Raw genomic sequence first — 16,742 nt, forward strand, 5'->3', positions numbered from 1 at the left:
GCCAAATAACCCCTCTCTATAAAGAAAGTAATTATTTGTATTGGTCACTTCGTTTCATTGAAACCTAATTTGATACCGAAGTATCTAATTGGATTATCATCAACGAGTGCCCACACAGATTGATAGGTTTATATTGTTAAAGAGCTTTTCGAATTGAGCCTTGCTCAAATCGGACGGCCATTTTAGCGAGTTAAAGTTTAGTGTCAACCACTTTTTTCAAACTTATTTTCAAGCGTTTTCGCTTGGCTAAGTGACCTAGCCAACTGGGCTTTCATTCTCTTCTCAACCTAAGCTTCGAAGCGTTCCCGTGTCAGCGAGGTGGCATTATAGAGATTGCGATCACATTGGCAAGCCCTTTTTGACGTTTTTTCTGACTTTTTTGTCGTTCGGACAAATTTGCATCAAAAGCATTCAAAAGAGCACGTTATTTCTACAATTTTTTAAACTTATCTGCAAAAAGAGCCACTTTTTCCCAATTGGTGTATTCGACCTCCTTGGTCGTATCCGTTTCCCCGCCAGTCATCGACATAATGAATTTAATCATGGTTCTATCAAACCAACTGTAACGTGGGTAATAGAGAGCACCAGCAAATACCCCGATTAACTTGGGTTGCCACGGTGACTTGTTAAGGAACGTCTTTATATAAGCACTGCCTTCAGGGGTATCTTTACCTTGTTCTTCCTTACGCGCGGTAAGATTGACACAAAAGAACGCCACCTTATTACCTTCAAGCTGTGATTGGTTCTTTGCAATAAACTGGTAAAGCTTTTTATTTAGGTGACCATAGCGAATCGATGCTCCTATGAGAACTTTCTCATAATCAGAGAAGTCGATATCAGTCGCTGTATGCAGATCCACTACCTCACATTCAAACTCGGTAAGTTGCTCTTCTATATAATGAAGAATTTTTTTGGTCTGCCCTTCTCGGCTAGAGTATAAAAATAGCGCTTTCGCCACGGAATCTCCTTAGCTACGCCAAAACGTCGGCGTAAGTAAAATTAGTAAGGTAAATATTTCTAGTCGACCAAACAGCATCGAAACAATAAGTACCCACTTGGCTTTATCATTCACATCACCAAAGTGCAGAGCAACTTCACCTAATCCGGGACCTAAGTTATTTAACGTTGCTGCGACGGCTGAAAAGGCACTTAGCTCATCCATCCCTGTAGCGATCAGTCCTAGCATACAAACAACAAAGACTAGGGCGTAAGCAGAGAAAAACCCCCATACCGCATCTACGACGCGTTGCGACAGGGCGCTGCCACCAACCTTGATGGTATAGACCGCTCTCGGGTGAACTAAGCGCTTCAACTCACGTACACCTTGTAATGTAAGTAGCAGGATACGAATCACCTTCATACCACCACCGGTTGAACCAGCACAACCACCGATAAACGAAGAGAACAGCAATAGCACAGGTAAAAACAAAGGCCACTCAGCAAAACCAGTGGTCGTAAAACCCGCTGTTGTTGAAATTGATACAGTTTGGAATAGCGCTTGGTCGAAAGCCTCGTAAACCGTGTCATATGAGTGGTGATTAAGAAGGATTAAGAAACAAACCACAAACAGCAGCGCTTGAATAAATACGAATGCGCGAAACTCGGGATCTTTCCAATAGTATTTAGGATGAACACCACCAGATGCAAAAGCGGCAAAGTGAAGTGAGTAGTTACATGCTGATATCAACAAGAACACTACCGTAATCATATTAATGGCGTAACTATTAAAATAACCGATACTGGCATCATGGGTTGAAAAGCCCCCAATCGCGATAGTAGAAAAACTGTGCCCGATTGCGTCAAATGGCGACATTCCCGCTAGCCAAAAGGCCACCGCACACGCAATCGTCAAACTCAAATAGATGTACCACAGCGCTTTCGCCGTTTCAGCAATCCTTGGCGTCATCTTAGAATCTTTAACCGGACCCGGAATTTCGGCGCGATAGAGCTGCATGCCACCGATACCAAGCACAGGTAAAATAGCCACTGCAAGCACGATGATCCCCATACCACCGAACCACTGCAGAAATTGACGATAGAATAAAATCGCCTTGGGCAGATCATCGAGCCCGACAATGACTGTCGCACCAGTTGTGGTTAATGCAGAGAAAGATTCAAAGAAGGCATCGGTTACAGAAACGTTGGGGTTGTCTGCGATGAGAAAAGGCAAAGAGCCTGCACTGCCCAGTACGGTCCAAAATAGCACGACAATCAAAAAGCCATCGCGCGCTTTTAATTCTTGCTTGTGTCGACGGTTGGGAAACCAGCACACTACACCACAGAAAAGTAATACGAAGAAAGTCGTAACAAAAGGTACACCAGCACCATCTCTATAGATCAGCGCCACCAATGCAGGAGCGAGCATAGAGATACTGAATAAGGCTAGTAGTAGCCCTACAATGCGAATAATAGAACGAAACTGCATGAATAGATGATGTGTGAAGCGTAGCTTCCGACTTCCTGATTATCTTTATTTTTTATCCAAAGCGGTAATATTTACCTTGGCGCCACTTTTATTGATGATTGTCTGAGAAAAGTCACTCACTTGACGTATTTCTATTTCAACCACCATTTTTACCAGTTCACTATATTCAGCACTGACTTCTACAGCACCAAATTGCGGGCATAGGGACTGAACAATAGGCATAAACCCATAGTCTAACTCCAGTAGTAGATTTGTGGTTATTTTTTTCTCAATAGTTTGAAGCGTCTTTAATGCTTGCTGTACGCCACCACCATATGCTTTAACTAAACCGCCTGTTCCAAGCTTAATTCCACCGGAGTAACGGGTTACCACTGCCGTGATCTCACCGACCCCCGAGCCAGAAAGCTGTGCCAAAATAGGCTTTCCAGCAGTGCCTGAAGGCTCACCATCATCACTGAATCCCCATTTCATTGAATCTTCAGGTCGGCCAGCGACAAAACCCCAACAGTTATGCCTTGCATCGGAATGTTTGGTTTTAATTTCGTCTATAAACGCTTTTGCTGCCTCAATAGAAGGGGTATGAGCAAGGTAAGTAATAAAGAGGCTTTTCTTTATCTCTTCATCAAATTGAGTCGGTAAAGCTGGAACCAAATAGGGCTGGTCATTCATGGTGTTAGTTCATTTATCGCAATGCTTGCAGTGTAGCATGAGAGTGATTTCTGCGTCGCCTAAGATCTGTCCAAGCGCACAATGTTAAACAGTTGTTTAAAAAATGTATTGAATTTAACCACCAGCAAGTCCACACTGAAACGACTGGTCAAACCAGAATAAAAATAATACCACTTTCCTAGATAGACGCGAGCCTCTCCATGTTGAGAAAAACACACCGCTCGCCGCTATACACACAATCAAAGATTGTATGTCACGGAGATAGACAATGATTTACCAAGCCGAAACCCTACAGGTAAAGGAATTACAAGATGGCATTGCTGAGCTCAGCTTCTGCGCTCCTCAATCAGTCAATAAGCTCAACTTAGCGACACTAGAGTCTCTTGATAAAGCTCTAGATGCACTAAGTAACCACTCATCACTAAAGGGGCTATTGTTAACCTCGGATAAAGATGCCTTCATTGTAGGTGCAGATATTACCGAGTTTCTTGGCCTTTTTGCTAAGCAAGAATCAGAGCTGGATGAATGGCTAAGATTTGCTAATAGCATCTTCAATAAACTAGAAGACTTACCCGTACCCACTATTTCGGTCCTAAAAGGCCATACATTGGGCGGGGGTTGTGAGTGTGTACTTGCTACCGACATGCGTATTGGTGATAAAACCACCAGCATTGGCCTACCTGAAACAAAACTCGGCATTATGCCCGGCTTTGGCGGTTGTGTTCGCCTACCTCGTGTTATTGGCGCTGATAGCGCTATGGAGATCATCACTCAGGGTAAAGCTTGCCGCGCAGATGAAGCTCTCAAGATTGGTTTACTCGACGCAATCGTCGACACCGCAGTATTAAAAGAGTCGGCGATCCAAACGCTTAACCAGGCGATTAACGAAAATCTGGACTGGAAAGGTCGTCGCAAGCAGAAAACCTCAGCCCTATCGTTGAGCAAACTTGAGTCGATGATGAGCTTCACGATGGCGAAAGGTCTCGTGGCACAAAAAGCAGGGCCTCATTACCCAGCACCGATGACAGCCGTTATTACCATTGAAGAAGGCGCGCGCTTTGCTCGTAATGAAGCGCTTGATATTGAGCGTAAACACTTCGTCAAGCTAGCGAAATCTGAAGAAGCTAAATCTTTAGTTGGCTTATTCCTAAACGACCAATACATCAAAGGCATTGCTAAGAAAGCCGCGAAATCGGCAAGCAAAGAGACTCAACGTGCAGCTGTGCTTGGTGCGGGTATTATGGGTGGCGGCATCGCTTACCAATCAGCGCTAAAAGGCGTACCTGTGCTGATGAAAGATATCGCGCAGCCATCACTTGATCTCGGTATGACTGAAGCGTCAAAGCTGTTAAATAAACGCCTATCTCGCGGTCGTATCGACGGTTTTAAGATGGCAGGTATTCTTGCATCGATTACACCAAGCCTTCACTACGCGGGAATTGAGCAGTCAGATGTAATTGTCGAAGCGGTGGTCGAAAATCCAAAGGTCAAAGCTGCTGTTTTGAGCGAAGTTGAAACACACGTTGACCAAGACACCGTTATCACGTCAAACACCTCGACGATTCCAATTAATCTACTGGCGAAATCACTCAAACGCCCAGAAAACTTCTGTGGTATGCACTTCTTCAACCCGGTACACCGCATGCCATTGGTGGAGATCATCCGTGGTGAGCACACCTCTGATGAGACTATCAACCGCGTAGTTGCTTATGCCGCTAAAATGGGCAAATCCCCTATTGTTGTTAATGACTGCCCAGGCTTCTTTGTTAACCGCGTACTGTTCCCATACTTTGGCGGTTTCAGCAAACTACTCAGTGACGGTGCTGACTTTACTAAGATTGATAAGGTTATGGAGCGCCAGTTCGGTTGGCCAATGGGCCCTGCCTACTTACTTGATGTGGTCGGGATTGATACTGCTCACCACGCGCAAGCTGTCATGGCGCAAGGTTTCCCTGAGCGAATGGGTAAACAAGACAAAGACGCGATTGATGCACTGTTTGAAGCCGACAAATACGGTCAGAAAAATGGTAGAGGTTTCTACAGCTACAGCGTCGACAAACGCGGTAAGCCGAAGAAAAGCTTCGATGACAACATCCTACCTGTACTAGCCAACGTATGCGATGAGAGACAAGCGTTTGATGACCAGACCATCATTGAGCGTATGATGGTACCAATGATCAATGAGGTCGTGTTGTGTCTACAAGAAGAGATCATTGCTTCGCCTCAAGAGGCGGACATGGCGCTAGTTTACGGTCTAGGCTTCCCTCCTTTCCGTGGTGGTGTATTCCGCTACCTAGATAGCATCGGTATTGCTAACTTTGTTGAGATAACGAAGAAATATACTGATTTAGGTGCGATGTACCAAGCACCACAAATGCTGATTGATATGGCGGCTAAAGGCGAAAGCTTCTACGGCACACAACAGCAAGGTTCTATCTAAAGAGGGATTCCCAAAATGACTAATCAAACAAGAAACGTTGTCGTAGTCGATTGTCTACGTACTCCAATGGGTCGCTCTAAAGGTGGCGCTTTCCGTCATACTCGTGCTGAAGACCTATCAGCACATTTGATGAAAGGTATCCTTGCTCGCAACCCGCAAGTAAACCCAAGCGAAATCGAAGATATCTATTGGGGCTGTGTTCAGCAGACGCTAGAGCAAGGCTTCAACGTGGCGCGTAACGCTGCTCTTCTCGCTGGACTGCCAATAGAGATTGGTGCCGTGACGGTAAACCGTCTGTGTGGCTCATCAATGCAAGCCCTGCATGATGGCACTCGTGCCATCATGACTGGCGATGCTGAGATTTGCCTAATTGGTGGTGTCGAGCATATGGGTCACGTGCCAATGAATCACGGTGTCGATTTCCACCCAGGTATGTCAAAAACGGTCGCCAAAGCCGCAGGTATGATGGGCTTAACCGCAGAGATGCTCGGTAAGTTGCATGGTATCAGCCGCGAGCAGCAAGATGAGTTTGCGGCACGTTCTCATGCTCGTGCACACGCAGCGACCGTAGAAGGCCGTTTTAAGAACGAAATCCTACCAATTGAAGGTCATGCTGCAGACGGAACGCTATTTACTCTCGATCACGATGAAGTAATTCGCCCTGAAACTTCAGTGGAAGGCTTATCTCAGCTTCGTCCAGTGTTTGATCCTGCAAACGGCACTGTAACAGCAGGTACATCATCAGCGCTGTCTGATGGTGCTTCCGCAATGCTGATCATGTGTGAAGAGAAAGCCAATGAACTCGGTTTGAAGATCCGAGCACGGATTAAAGGCATGGCGATCGCTGGCTGCGATCCATCCATCATGGGTTATGGCCCTGTTCCTGCTACGCAAAAAGCCCTCAAGCGTGCAGGTCTATCGATTGAAGATATGGACGTTGTTGAGCTTAACGAAGCGTTTGCAGCGCAATCTCTTCCTTGTGCGAAAGACCTTGGCCTGCTCGATGTAATGGATGAAAAGGTCAACCTCAACGGTGGTGCCATTGCATTGGGTCACCCACTAGGTTGTTCGGGTTCACGCATCTCGACGACGCTAATCAATCTTATGGAAGATAAAGATGCCAAGTATGGTCTAGCGACTATGTGTATTGGTCTGGGTCAGGGGATAGCGACGGTTTTCGAACGCCCATAAGTTGAACATCATAATAAAATGCCCGCTTTGAAGCGGGCATTTTTTATTGATTACTAGAAAGCTTATCTTCTAGGTCGATAACATCGGCATTGGGTGATTTATTATGGCTATATTGCTCATAATTGACCACTCGGCTTCGGCCAGTATCTTTGGCCATATATAAGGCCTGATCGGCCATTTTTACCAAGGCTTCTGCATCAGTGGCTGGAGATGGATAGGTTGCGACACCGATAGAGACACCAAGTTGACCCAAGGACAGCCCTTTATGCTCTAGATGCATTGTACGGACCGATTCACAAATCACCTCAGCAAACTCTGTGGCTTGCTCCATGGTGAATTGAGGTAATAGCACGGCTAACTCTTCTCCACCTAATCGACAGGCAATTTCATCATCACCGACACTATGTTTAAGCAAGGCGCTAACTTCCTTGAGAACAAAGTCACCCGCATCATGACCAAAGTTATCGTTGAAACGTTTGAAATGATCCAAATCTAACATCAACAGAGAAAGAGGTTGCTCTGTTGTTGCTGAGTTCATCGAATGCTCTTCCAATTTTTGCTCGAAGAATCGACGGTTAAACAGCCCAGTTAAAGGATCGCTTAATGCTTGAGAACGTAATTTCTCTTGCAAGCTTAAGTTCGCCAATGCAAGACCGAGATGCTCAGAAACACTAAAGGCCAACTGCTCGGTGATTGGGTCAATGGGAATATCCCCTTGGCCAAAATAGAGGTGCATAATGCCGATAGTATTGCCATGTGCGGTCAAAGGGATACACAGCGTTTGGTTATGTTCGATATCCTGCATATGCGCGCAACTCAGGGTATGGAAATCGTCATTAGACAGATGAACCCGACCTTTGCGCAGTGACCAGCATTCATCGGGCGCAAAGCTTGAGCTACCCGGCCAATGGCCGCCCCAATCCAGTTGGGTCAAAAGCTGGTTGCGAGACGAGCGCATCAAAGAGACGCTGCCATTCACATTACCTAAGATTCTCGGCAGAATGTCGGAGACAATTTTCTGCGCTTCAACCAAATTATTACAAGCCGCCAACATGTTGGCTAAGCGGTGCATTAATTCAATTTCGTTGGTACGTTGACGAATTCGCTCATCTTGCTTCTTCTGCTCTTCTTCAACTTTAAGACTTATCTGGCGATTACTGAAATAGGAAGTGCCGATCAAGAAGCTCAAACTAAGCAGGGCCATACCAATAAGAATGCCCATCAGTTGGAAGTTCATTTGCTTGAGTTGATACATTGGCGACGAGATTACAACGATATAGTCTGTACCGTTAACATGCTCTTTAGCGGAGTTATAAATCCTATCTGTCGAAGTCACGGTACTAAAGCGCACATCGCTGCCCAGCCCGCTCTCTATCGCTTGAATAACTTCTGGTCGGCTACCGTGATTTTCAATATTGACCAGCGCTGAATCAGATAAGTCAGTATCACCAATAACAGTGCCATCAGTCGCTATGACTTGGATACGTAAGTTAGGACTCGCTTGCGTCAAATCACCAATATAATCATCGATATCCAGCTGCGCGGTAAATAGCTCACTGTCTTCTCTGAACTCATGCAATACATCAGACATCAGCGACGTTAAGCGATCACTCTCATTTTCAACCACCAGCTTTTCTAGGGTGACATAAAAGCCGTACAACCCCAGCAGCATAGATATCGACAGAATTACAATTGGCAGTATTTGCCACTTTGTATCGACTATTCTCACAACTCACCCGCAACTTTACAGAACAACGGGTTGAATATAACAATAACTATACAAAACTCAATTACGAGTTAATTATTTTTGTTAGACCTTGCCTCACCGTCACATTGAGAGCCTAACTCCAAGGTCTAAAGCTATCGCGCTTGGATCCAGTCTTGATGTAATTGGTCACTGGAGCCTAAGTAGTTGACCATCCACTCAATCATTTTGTGGTTATCATCTTTACGCCACACCAAACAGCACTGGCTAAGAGGCTTATCTTCTGGCAACACTTTTTCAACCAATACACCTTCAGTAATCAGCGGCTGAGCGATATGCCGAGGCATGTAGCCCACGCCAATACCATTTTTTAAACACTCAATTGCGCTGTACCAATTGGGGAGTAATAACCTTCTCTGTTTGGCGTAATGACCTGTATGTCGTTTGGGCAACACACTTGAAGTGTCATCTAAACAAATCGCAGGGAACTGACTAACATAAGCCTCATTTAAATGCTGTTGCCGAACACATGGGTGAGCGGGTGACATGATGAAGGCCCAATCCAGTACGCCCATATCTCTCACTTCAAAGTCACCACCAATAGGAATAGCAGAAGTCGCACCAATCACGATGTCAGCTCGTTCTTGGGCAATGGCTTCCCATGAACCGTTAAACACCTCCATATTGATCTGTAGCTCTGCAAATTCAAATTGTTGGTAAAAGCTCTCGACCATAGGTTTAAGCTTGTCGAGCTTAACCACATTGTCGAGGGTCAGCTTTAACGTCGACTGCCAGCCATGCGCGACGCGGCGAGTTTGTGACTTTAGATCTTCCATTTGTCGCAGTAGCATCCGCGCTTCGGCAATAAACAGCTCTCCAGCAGGTGTGAGCTCTACCTTACGCGGCAAACGACGGAACAAAACCACATCAAGTTCCTGCTCGACCTGCCTAACCCCATAGCTGATCGCAGAAGGCACCTTATGCAATACATCGGCAGCTGCGGTAAAGCTGCCTAACCGAGCGACAGTATCAAGCATCTCTAGAGAAGATTTAGAAAACATTTTATATCCATCAAAAAATTTGATTAATAACCAACAATTTTAGCGTTTCTCATTCTAGGAATCGAAAAATAGAATGGCAAGGCAAATAAATCAGGGTCAAAACAAAACTGATACTGAGTAATTACTGATTAAATAATTTGATTGGAAAGATCATGACAATTTCTAAACTACAACTCGTTTACCTTGCTGCACTCTCTATGCTGGGCTTTATTGCCACAGACATGTACTTACCAGCATTTAAAGCAATGGAAGTCGACTTTGCTACAGGTCCCGAGTACATAGCCCTTTCACTGACCGTGTTTTTGGTTGGCATGGCGATTGGTCAACTCCTATGGGGGCTGGCATCAGACAAATTCGGCCATCGAAACACACTTGCCGCTGGTTTAACCCTTTTCACTCTAGCCTCGTTCGGACTAGCATTTAGCGATCAAGTTTGGCAACTACTCACACTACGCTTTGTTCAAGCGATCGGTGTGTGTGCTCCAGCGGTGATCTGGCAAGCCATGGTCATCAAACGCCACGCCAATCAAAGCCAGCAGATTTTCGCTACTATCATGCCATTAGTGGCACTATCACCTGCCCTTGCCCCTCAGCTAGGTGTACTGCTCGCCGACAATTTTGGTTGGCATAGTATCTTTATTGCACTGACGATCATGGGTGTATTGCTCGTTGCGGTAACTATGGCTCAGAAAAGTGAACCAACCACCGCTAAGCCAACATCGGTCTCTAATGACATTAAAGCTCTGATCGGCTCCAAAACTTACCTCGGTAATGTGCTGATGTTTGCCACGGCTTCTGCCGCTTTCTTTGCTTACCTAACTGGTATGCCTGAAATCATGGCTCAACTAGGCTATGCCGCGAAAGATATCGGCCTAAGCTTTATTCCACAAACTATCGCATTTATGGCGGGTGGTTACCTAGGTAAAGTCGGCGTGAAAAAGTTTGGTGATGAAAAGGTACTCCGTCAGCTGATTGGCCTATTTAGTGTTGCGTCTCTGCTGATCTTTATCGCATCCCAGTGGCAACTTAGCTCTATCTGGCCAATCTTAGCGCCATTCTGTTTGATTGCCGTGGCTAACGGCGCGCTATATCCGATTGTCGTAAACCGTGCGCTTGCAAGTGCTAAGCAGAGCCCAGCGACCGCAGCAGGCTTACAAAACAGCCTGCAAATCAGTGTCAGCAGCCTATCAAGTGCGCTTGTGGCAGCGATGGCTAGTCAGGCTCAAGCAGTAACTGGTTTTGCCATCATCATCTGTATGGCAGGACTATGGGCTGGCTACATAATCTCTAACAAAGAGCTATCAAAGCACTTCAGTGCGCCTGATAACTCACGTGTGGTCAGTGATGAATAAGCCATAAAAAAGGCCCTAGCAGGTTCGATGCTAGGGCCTTTTTACTATTCTAAGCAGTTACTTTTGTTTAACAGGTCGCTGCCAACCAGTAATTTTGCGCTCTTTCGCGCGAGTAATTACTAACTCACCTTCCGCGACATCTTTAGTCAATGTGGTACCAGCACCAACGGTTGCGCCATCGGCTACTGTTACCGGTGCCACCAGCTGACAGTCAGAACCAACAAACACATCGTTACCAATAGTGGTCTTAAATTTATTCGCACCATCGTAGTTACAAGTGATCACGCCTGCACCGATGTTAGTGCGCTGACCGATTTCTGCATCACCAAGATAGGTTAGGTGGTTAGCCTTTGAACCTTCACCGATACGTGCATTCTTCACTTCAACAAAGTTGCCTACGTGAGAGTCATTACGCATCTCTGCACCTGGACGAAGACGAGTGAATGGACCAACGGTACACTCTTCACCAACGGTTGCCCCTTCAATCACGCTGTATGGACGAACCACAGTATTGTCATCGATTTCACAGTCTTTCAGTACACAACCAGCACCGATAACCACATTATCACCGAGCGAGACTTTACCTTCGATGATCACGTTAGCATCGATTTCACAATCCATACCACATTGCAGCTCACCACGCAGATCAAAACGTGCAGGATCACGTAGCATCACTCCTTGCTCAAGCAACTTCTGCGCTTGCATAGATTGGAACGCACGCTCTAGACGAGCAAGCTGAGCTCGGTCATTCACCCCTTCCACTTCAATCGGGTTTACCGGGTGAACCGCTTCTACTGCGCGACCTTCATCGTGAGCGGCTGCAATCACATCAGTTAAGTAATACTCGCCTTGGGCATTTTCGTTGTTTAGCCCAGCAAGCCAACGCTTGAGGTCACCACCAGTGGCAACCATCACGCCAGTGTTGATCTCTTTGATAAGCTTTTGCTCATCTGTCGCATCTTTTTGTTCTACGATCGCAACCACAGGACCATTTCGGCGTACTATACGGCCGTATCCCATTGGGTTATCGAGTACGACTGTTAATAGCGCGATACCACCATTTGGCTGAGCATCTAGTAAGTTCTCAATCGTCTCCTCAGAGATCAATGGAACATCACCGTAAAGCACTAAGATCTTTTCATCATCTTCAAATTGAGGCGATGCTTGATCCACTGCGTGACCAGTACCCAGCTGCTCCGCCTGAAGTACCCAATTTACGCTCTCTTCAGCAAGCTTAGCTTGCATTTGATCACCGCCGTGACCGTAGACCAAATGAATATTCTGCGCACCTAAGCCATTACAAGTATCGATAACATGCTTTGCCATCGGTTTGCCAGCTAAAGTATGCAGTACCTTTGGCATATTAGAATACATGCGAGTGCCTTTACCCGCCGCGAGAATGACCGCGCTAAATTTCATTAGGTTACCTATATAGACGTTGTATTAAAGCTGAGAGGTATTCTAGACACTAATCGAGGATTAGTTAATCGAATGGGTTAAATTTCTAGTAAAAAATAAGCAAAAAGGCGGTCATAAGACCGCCTTTATTTCTATATCAACGCTGTCGATTATCGACGTTGTTGTGTCAGCTCGATCACTCGTAGCTGAGCAATGGCTTTAGCCAGTTCACTAGCCGCTTGAGCGAAGTCCATGTCGCCATGCTGATTCTGAATTGCTTCTTGAGCACGACGTTTAGCTTCTTCAGCCTTAGCTGCGTCCAGTTCATCACCACGGATAGCGGTATCAGCCAGTACAGTTGCTGTACCCGGCTGAACTTCTACCATACCACCAGAAACGTAAATAAATTCCTCGTGGCCGTGCTGCTTAACAAGTCGCACCATACCAGGCGTGATAGCGGTTAGCAGCGGAGTGTGGCCGTGGTAAATACCAAGCTCACCTTCGCTACCGGTCACCTGAAACGTTTCAACTAGGCCAGAAAAGATCTTCTTCTCTGCGCTAACTACGTCTAGGTGAAAGGTTATTGCTGCCATATCGCCTCCTAGTTAGCCTTATAGCTTCTTCGCATTCTCGATAGCATCTTCAATTGCACCACAGTACATGAAAGCTTGCTCTGGAATGTCATCGTAATCACCAGCTAGTAGACCTTTGAAGCCACGTAGAGTCTCTTTAAGAGCTACGTAAACACCTGGGTCGCCAGTAAATACTTCTGCTACGTGGTAAGGCTGAGTTAGGAAACGCTCAATCTTACGTGCACGAGATACAACTTGCTTATCTTCTTCAGATAGCTCGTCCATACCTAGGATAGCAATGATATCTTTCAGCTCTTTGTAGCGCTGAAGAGTCTGCTGAACGCCACGTGCAATGTCGTAGTGCTCTTGACCTACAACTAGAGGGTCAAGCATACGAGATGTTGAATCTAGTGGGTCAATCGCTGGGTATAGACCCATTGCAGCGATGTTACGGTTAAGTACAACCGTTGCATCCAAGTGCGCGAACGTTGTTGCTGGAGACGGGTCAGTCAAGTCATCCGCTGGTACGTATACCGCCTGTACAGACGTGATAGAACCAGATTTCGTTGACGTGATACGCTCCTGAAGTACACCCATCTCTTCTGCAAGAGTTGGCTGGTAACCTACCGCAGAAGGCATACGACCTAGAAGTGCTGATACTTCTGTACCTGCAAGCGTGTAACGGTAGATGTTATCAACGAACAGTAGAACGTCACGACCTTCGTCACGGAAACGCTCTGCCATTGTTAGACCAGTCAGTGCAACACGTAGACGGTTGCCTGGTGGCTCGTTCATCTGACCGTAAACCATCGCTACTTTAGACTCTTCAGGGTTTTCAACGTTTACAACGCCTGCTTCCTGCATCTCAAAGTAGAAATCGTTACCTTCACGAGTACGCTCACCAACACCTGCGAATACTGATAGACCAGAGTGTTGTAGTGCGATGTTGTTGATAAGTTCCATCATGTTAACGGTCTTACCTACACCTGCACCACCGAATAGACCGATTTTACCACCCTTAGCGAATGGACAAACTAGGTCGATTACTTTAACGCCCGTTTCTAGAAGTGCGATCTCGTTTGATTGCTCTTCGTAGCTTGGTGCTTCACGGTGGATAGAGTAAGTCTCTTCCGCACCGATTTCACCACACTCATCAATCGCATCACCAAGTACGTTCATGATACGACCAAGGGTCTTAGTACCTACTGGTACTGAAATTGGAGCGCCTGTATTTACTACTTCAACTCCACGACGTAAACCATCAGAGCTACCCATTACGATACAACGAACTACGCCACCGCCTAGCTGTTGCTGAACTTCAAGAACTAGACGTTCTTTTGAGTCCGTTACGTTTAGAGCGTCATATACACTTGGTACATCACTCTGTGGGAACTCTACGTCGACTACTGCACCGATGATCTGTACGATCTTACCTGTAGCCATCGTTAATCCTCTAACTATTTAGTTTTACCTAAGCTTAAACCGCTGCTGCACCTGAAACGATTTCTGATAGCTCTTGTGTAATCGCCGCTTGACGCGCCTTGTTATACACAAGCTCTAAGTCATCAATCAGGTTGCTCGCATTATCAGTTGCAGCTTTCATTGCAATCATTCGAGCCGCTTGCTCACAAGCAAGGTTCTCAACCACACCTTGGTATACTTGAGATTCCACATAGCGCACTAGAAGCGTGTCTAGTAGTGCTTTTGGTTCTGGCTCGTAGATGTAGTCCCACTGGTGGGTACGCTGCATCTCTTCGCTGTCCGATTTAGGCAAAGGTAGTAATTGATCGATCGTTGGTTGTTGAACCATGGTGTTCACAAACTTGTTGCTCACAACATATAGGCGGTCCAATTCACCTTCATCGTATTTCTTCAGCATTACGCTTACAGAGCCGATTAGGTCTTCAAGGCTTGGGCTATCGCCTAAACCAGAAACCTGAGCCGCTACTTTTGCACCGCTGTTATTAAAAAAGCCAGTTGCTTTTGAACCAATCAATGCCAGTTCAACTTCAACACCTTTCTCTTTCCAGCTTTGCATGTCTATGACAGCTTTTTTGAACACGTTAATGTTCAAGCCACCACATAGGCCACGGTCTGTTGAAACGATGATGTAACCAACACGTTTAGCTTCACGCTCCTCTAGGTACGGATGACGATACTCTAGGCTTGCGTTTGCTACGTGACCGATCACTTTACGTATTGTTTCAGCGTATGGACGAGAAGCTTCCATTGCATCTTGAGAACGACGCATTTTAGAAGCTGCTACCATTTCCATTGCTTTCGTAATCTTCTGAGTGCTTTTAACACTACCGATTTTATTACGTATCTCTTTTGCGCCGGCCATCGTTACTCTCCATTAGTTGGTGGCATTACTGCCACCGACCTATTACCAAGTTTGGGTTGCTACGAAGTCATCAGTCAGCTTCTTAAGCTGCGCTTCAACTTCATCGTTGTATGCACCCGTCTTGTCGATCTCAGCTGCAAATTCAGCGTATTGACCGCGAGCGTACGATAGTAGAGCCGCTTCGAAATCTAGCAGTTTGCTTAATTCAACACCTGCTAGGTAGCCGCGCTCTGCCGCAAAGATTACTAGAGCTTGGTCAAATACAGACATTGGAGCGTACTGCTTCTGCTTCATTAGTTCTGTAACTTTCTGACCGTGGTCTAGCTGTTTCTTTGTCGCTTCATCAAGATCAGACGAGAACTGTGCGAATGCCGCTAGTTCACGGTACTGAGCTAGTGCAGTACGGATACCGCCAGATAGCTTCTTGATGATTTTCGTCTGTGCAGAACCACCAACACGAGATACTGAGATACCTGGGTCAACAGCTGGGCGAACACCCGCGTTGAATAGCTCAGTCTGTAGGAAGATCTGACCGTCAGTAATCGAGATTACGTTTGTCGGTACGAATGCTGAAACGTCACCAGCTTGTGTTTCGATGATAGGTAGTGCAGTTAAAGAACCGGTCTTACCTTTCACTTCACCGTTAGTGAACTTTTCTACGTACTCTTCGCTTACACGAGCTGCACGCTCTAGTAGACGTGAGTGGAGGTAGAAAACGTCACCCGGGAATGCTTCACGGCCTGGTGGGCGTTTTAGTAGTAGAGAGATCTGACGGTAAGCTACCGCTTGCTTAGATAGGTCATCATAAACAATCAGTGCGTCTTCACCGCGATCACGGAAGTATTCACCCATCGCACAACCTGCGTATGGCGCTAGGTATTGTAGCGCTGCAGATTCAGAAGCAGATGCAACAACAACGATAGTGTTTGCTAGCGCGCCGTGCTCTTCTAGTTTGCGAACTACGTTAGCGATAGTCGATGCTTTTTGACCGATAGCTACGTAGATTGAGAAAATACCTGAGTTTCTCTGGTTGATGATTGCATCGATCGCCATTGCTGTTTTACCAGTCTGACGGTCACCGATTACAAGCTCACGCTGACCACGACCGATTGGGATCATTGAGTCAACAGATTTGTAACCAGTTTGAACAGGTTGATCTACCGATTTACGGTCGATTACACCTGGTGCAATCACTTCTACAGGCGAAGTCAGTTTAGCTTCAATTGGACCTTTACCATCAATTGGCTCACCTAGCGTGTTAACAACACGGCCAAGCATTTCAGGACCAACTGGTACTTCAAGAATACGACCAGTACCTGTAACTTTCATGCCTTCCTTAAGGTCAGCATATGGGCCCATTACAACCGCACCAACCGAGTCACGCTCAAGGTTAAGTGCTAGTGCATAACGGCCACCCGGTAATTCAATCATTTCACCTTGCATCACGTCCGCTAGGCCGTGAATGCGAATGATACCGTCGCTTACCGATACGATAGTACCTTCGTTGCGAGCTTCACTAACAACTTCGAAAGATTCGATACGTTGTTTGATTAGATCGCTAATTTCCGTGGAATTAAGTTGCATG

At 46.1% G+C, this 16,742-nt stretch carries 13 protein-coding genes; 3 read left to right on the top strand and 10 right to left on the bottom strand.

The window, feature by feature from the left end; genetic code table 11:
• Nucleotides 1–430 precede the first annotated feature (430 nt).
• The 3 genes from hemG to ELS82_RS14645 are packed head-to-tail and all read right to left on the bottom strand — an operon-like array spanning nucleotide 431 to nucleotide 3,094.
• Entirely contained in the window at nucleotides 431–958 is a 528-nt protein-coding gene (hemG, locus tag ELS82_RS14635; RefSeq protein ID WP_134836140.1) for a menaquinone-dependent protoporphyrinogen IX dehydrogenase, read from the bottom strand.
• Nucleotides 959–967: 9 nt separating this feature from the next.
• Entirely contained in the window at nucleotides 968–2,425 is a 1,458-nt protein-coding gene (locus tag ELS82_RS14640; RefSeq protein WP_134836141.1) for a TrkH family potassium uptake protein, read from the bottom strand.
• Between the two features lie 45 nt (nucleotides 2,426–2,470).
• On the bottom strand, nucleotides 2,471–3,094 hold the full coding sequence (locus ELS82_RS14645; RefSeq protein WP_134836142.1) for a YigZ family protein: 624 nt from the start codon (nucleotides 3,092–3,094) through the stop codon (nucleotides 2,471–2,473).
• A gap of 268 nt (nucleotides 3,095–3,362) precedes the next feature.
• Here ELS82_RS14645 and fadB point away from each other — a divergent pair, with 268 nt between their 5' ends.
• Together fadB and fadA are read left to right on the top strand one after the other, a co-directional pair.
• Complete coding sequence (gene fadB / locus ELS82_RS14650; protein ID WP_134836143.1) at nucleotides 3,363–5,534, top strand: fatty acid oxidation complex subunit alpha FadB; 2,172 nt, start codon at nucleotides 3,363–3,365, stop codon at nucleotides 5,532–5,534.
• A gap of 15 nt (nucleotides 5,535–5,549) precedes the next feature.
• On the top strand, nucleotides 5,550–6,725 hold the full coding sequence (gene fadA, locus ELS82_RS14655; RefSeq protein WP_134836144.1) for an acetyl-CoA C-acyltransferase FadA: 1,176 nt from the start codon (nucleotides 5,550–5,552) through the stop codon (nucleotides 6,723–6,725).
• A 43-nt stretch (nucleotides 6,726–6,768) separates the two neighbouring features.
• Here fadA and ELS82_RS14660 read toward each other — a convergent pair whose 3' ends face one another.
• Nucleotides 6,769–8,397 (bottom strand): sensor domain-containing diguanylate cyclase, encoded by a 1,629-nt coding sequence (locus ELS82_RS14660; RefSeq protein ID WP_134836200.1) that lies wholly within the window; start codon nucleotides 8,395–8,397, stop codon nucleotides 6,769–6,771.
• Nucleotides 8,398–8,585: 188 nt separating this feature from the next.
• Entirely contained in the window at nucleotides 8,586–9,491 is a 906-nt protein-coding gene (punR, locus tag ELS82_RS14665) for a DNA-binding transcriptional activator PunR (protein WP_134836145.1), read from the bottom strand.
• Nucleotides 9,492–9,643: 152 nt separating this feature from the next.
• Between punR and punC the strand changes: the two genes are divergently transcribed.
• Nucleotides 9,644–10,843, top strand: coding sequence for a purine nucleoside transporter PunC (gene punC / locus ELS82_RS14670; protein ID WP_134836146.1), 1,200 nt, complete (start codon nucleotides 9,644–9,646; stop codon nucleotides 10,841–10,843).
• A gap of 57 nt (nucleotides 10,844–10,900) precedes the next feature.
• Here punC and glmU read toward each other — a convergent pair whose 3' ends face one another.
• From glmU to atpA, 5 genes are all read right to left on the bottom strand, one after another.
• Nucleotides 10,901–12,262: a bifunctional UDP-N-acetylglucosamine diphosphorylase/glucosamine-1-phosphate N-acetyltransferase GlmU gene (glmU, locus tag ELS82_RS14675; RefSeq protein WP_134836147.1), complete on the bottom strand. Its 1,362-nt coding sequence runs from the start codon at nucleotides 12,260–12,262 to the stop codon at nucleotides 10,901–10,903.
• A gap of 149 nt (nucleotides 12,263–12,411) precedes the next feature.
• On the bottom strand, nucleotides 12,412–12,834 hold the full coding sequence (locus ELS82_RS14680; RefSeq protein ID WP_004411119.1) for a F0F1 ATP synthase subunit epsilon: 423 nt from the start codon (nucleotides 12,832–12,834) through the stop codon (nucleotides 12,412–12,414).
• 18 nt (nucleotides 12,835–12,852) lie between these two features.
• Complete coding sequence (gene atpD / locus ELS82_RS14685; protein ID WP_004411116.1) at nucleotides 12,853–14,256, bottom strand: F0F1 ATP synthase subunit beta; 1,404 nt, start codon at nucleotides 14,254–14,256, stop codon at nucleotides 12,853–12,855.
• Nucleotides 14,257–14,290: 34 nt separating this feature from the next.
• The gene (gene atpG, locus ELS82_RS14690; RefSeq protein ID WP_134836148.1) at nucleotides 14,291–15,157 is read right to left on the bottom strand and encodes a F0F1 ATP synthase subunit gamma; all 867 of its coding nucleotides are present in this window, start codon (nucleotides 15,155–15,157) and stop codon (nucleotides 14,291–14,293) included.
• A gap of 42 nt (nucleotides 15,158–15,199) precedes the next feature.
• Nucleotides 15,200–16,741: a F0F1 ATP synthase subunit alpha gene (gene atpA / locus ELS82_RS14695; RefSeq protein WP_053440012.1), complete on the bottom strand. Its 1,542-nt coding sequence runs from the start codon at nucleotides 16,739–16,741 to the stop codon at nucleotides 15,200–15,202.
• Between the last annotated feature and the right edge of the window lies 1 nt (nucleotide 16,742).

The organism is Vibrio ouci (assembly GCF_004551525.1).
Taxonomy (GTDB): Bacteria; Pseudomonadota; Gammaproteobacteria; order Enterobacterales; family Vibrionaceae; genus Vibrio; species Vibrio ouci.

What these genes read in the sequence shown, in the direction of transcription:
- ELS82_RS14660 (WP_134836200.1), bottom strand. Translation starts at nt 8,397, where the DNA reads ATGCTGCTGGGGTTGTACGGCTTTTATGTCACCCTAGAAAAGCTGGTG.
- atpD (WP_004411116.1), bottom strand. Translation starts at nt 14,256, where the DNA reads ATGGCTACAGGTAAGATCGTACAGATCATCGGTGCAGTAGTCGACGTA.
- ELS82_RS14640 (WP_134836141.1), bottom strand. Translation starts at nt 2,425, where the DNA reads ATGCAGTTTCGTTCTATTATTCGCATTGTAGGGCTACTACTAGCCTTA.
- atpG (WP_134836148.1), bottom strand. Translation starts at nt 15,157, where the DNA reads ATGGCCGGCGCAAAAGAGATACGTAATAAAATCGGTAGTGTTAAAAGC.
- fadB (WP_134836143.1), top strand. Translation starts at nt 3,363, where the DNA reads ATGATTTACCAAGCCGAAACCCTACAGGTAAAGGAATTACAAGATGGC.
- ELS82_RS14645 (WP_134836142.1), bottom strand. Translation starts at nt 3,094, where the DNA reads ATGAATGACCAGCCCTATTTGGTTCCAGCTTTACCGACTCAATTTGAT.
- ELS82_RS14680 (WP_004411119.1), bottom strand. Translation starts at nt 12,834, where the DNA reads ATGGCAGCAATAACCTTTCACCTAGACGTAGTTAGCGCAGAGAAGAAG.
- punC (WP_134836146.1), top strand. Translation starts at nt 9,644, where the DNA reads ATGACAATTTCTAAACTACAACTCGTTTACCTTGCTGCACTCTCTATG.
- punR (WP_134836145.1), bottom strand. Translation starts at nt 9,491, where the DNA reads ATGTTTTCTAAATCTTCTCTAGAGATGCTTGATACTGTCGCTCGGTTA.
- glmU (WP_134836147.1), bottom strand. Translation starts at nt 12,262, where the DNA reads ATGAAATTTAGCGCGGTCATTCTCGCGGCGGGTAAAGGCACTCGCATG.
- atpA (WP_053440012.1), bottom strand. Translation starts at nt 16,741, where the DNA reads ATGCAACTTAATTCCACGGAAATTAGCGATCTAATCAAACAACGTATC.
- fadA (WP_134836144.1), top strand. Translation starts at nt 5,550, where the DNA reads ATGACTAATCAAACAAGAAACGTTGTCGTAGTCGATTGTCTACGTACT.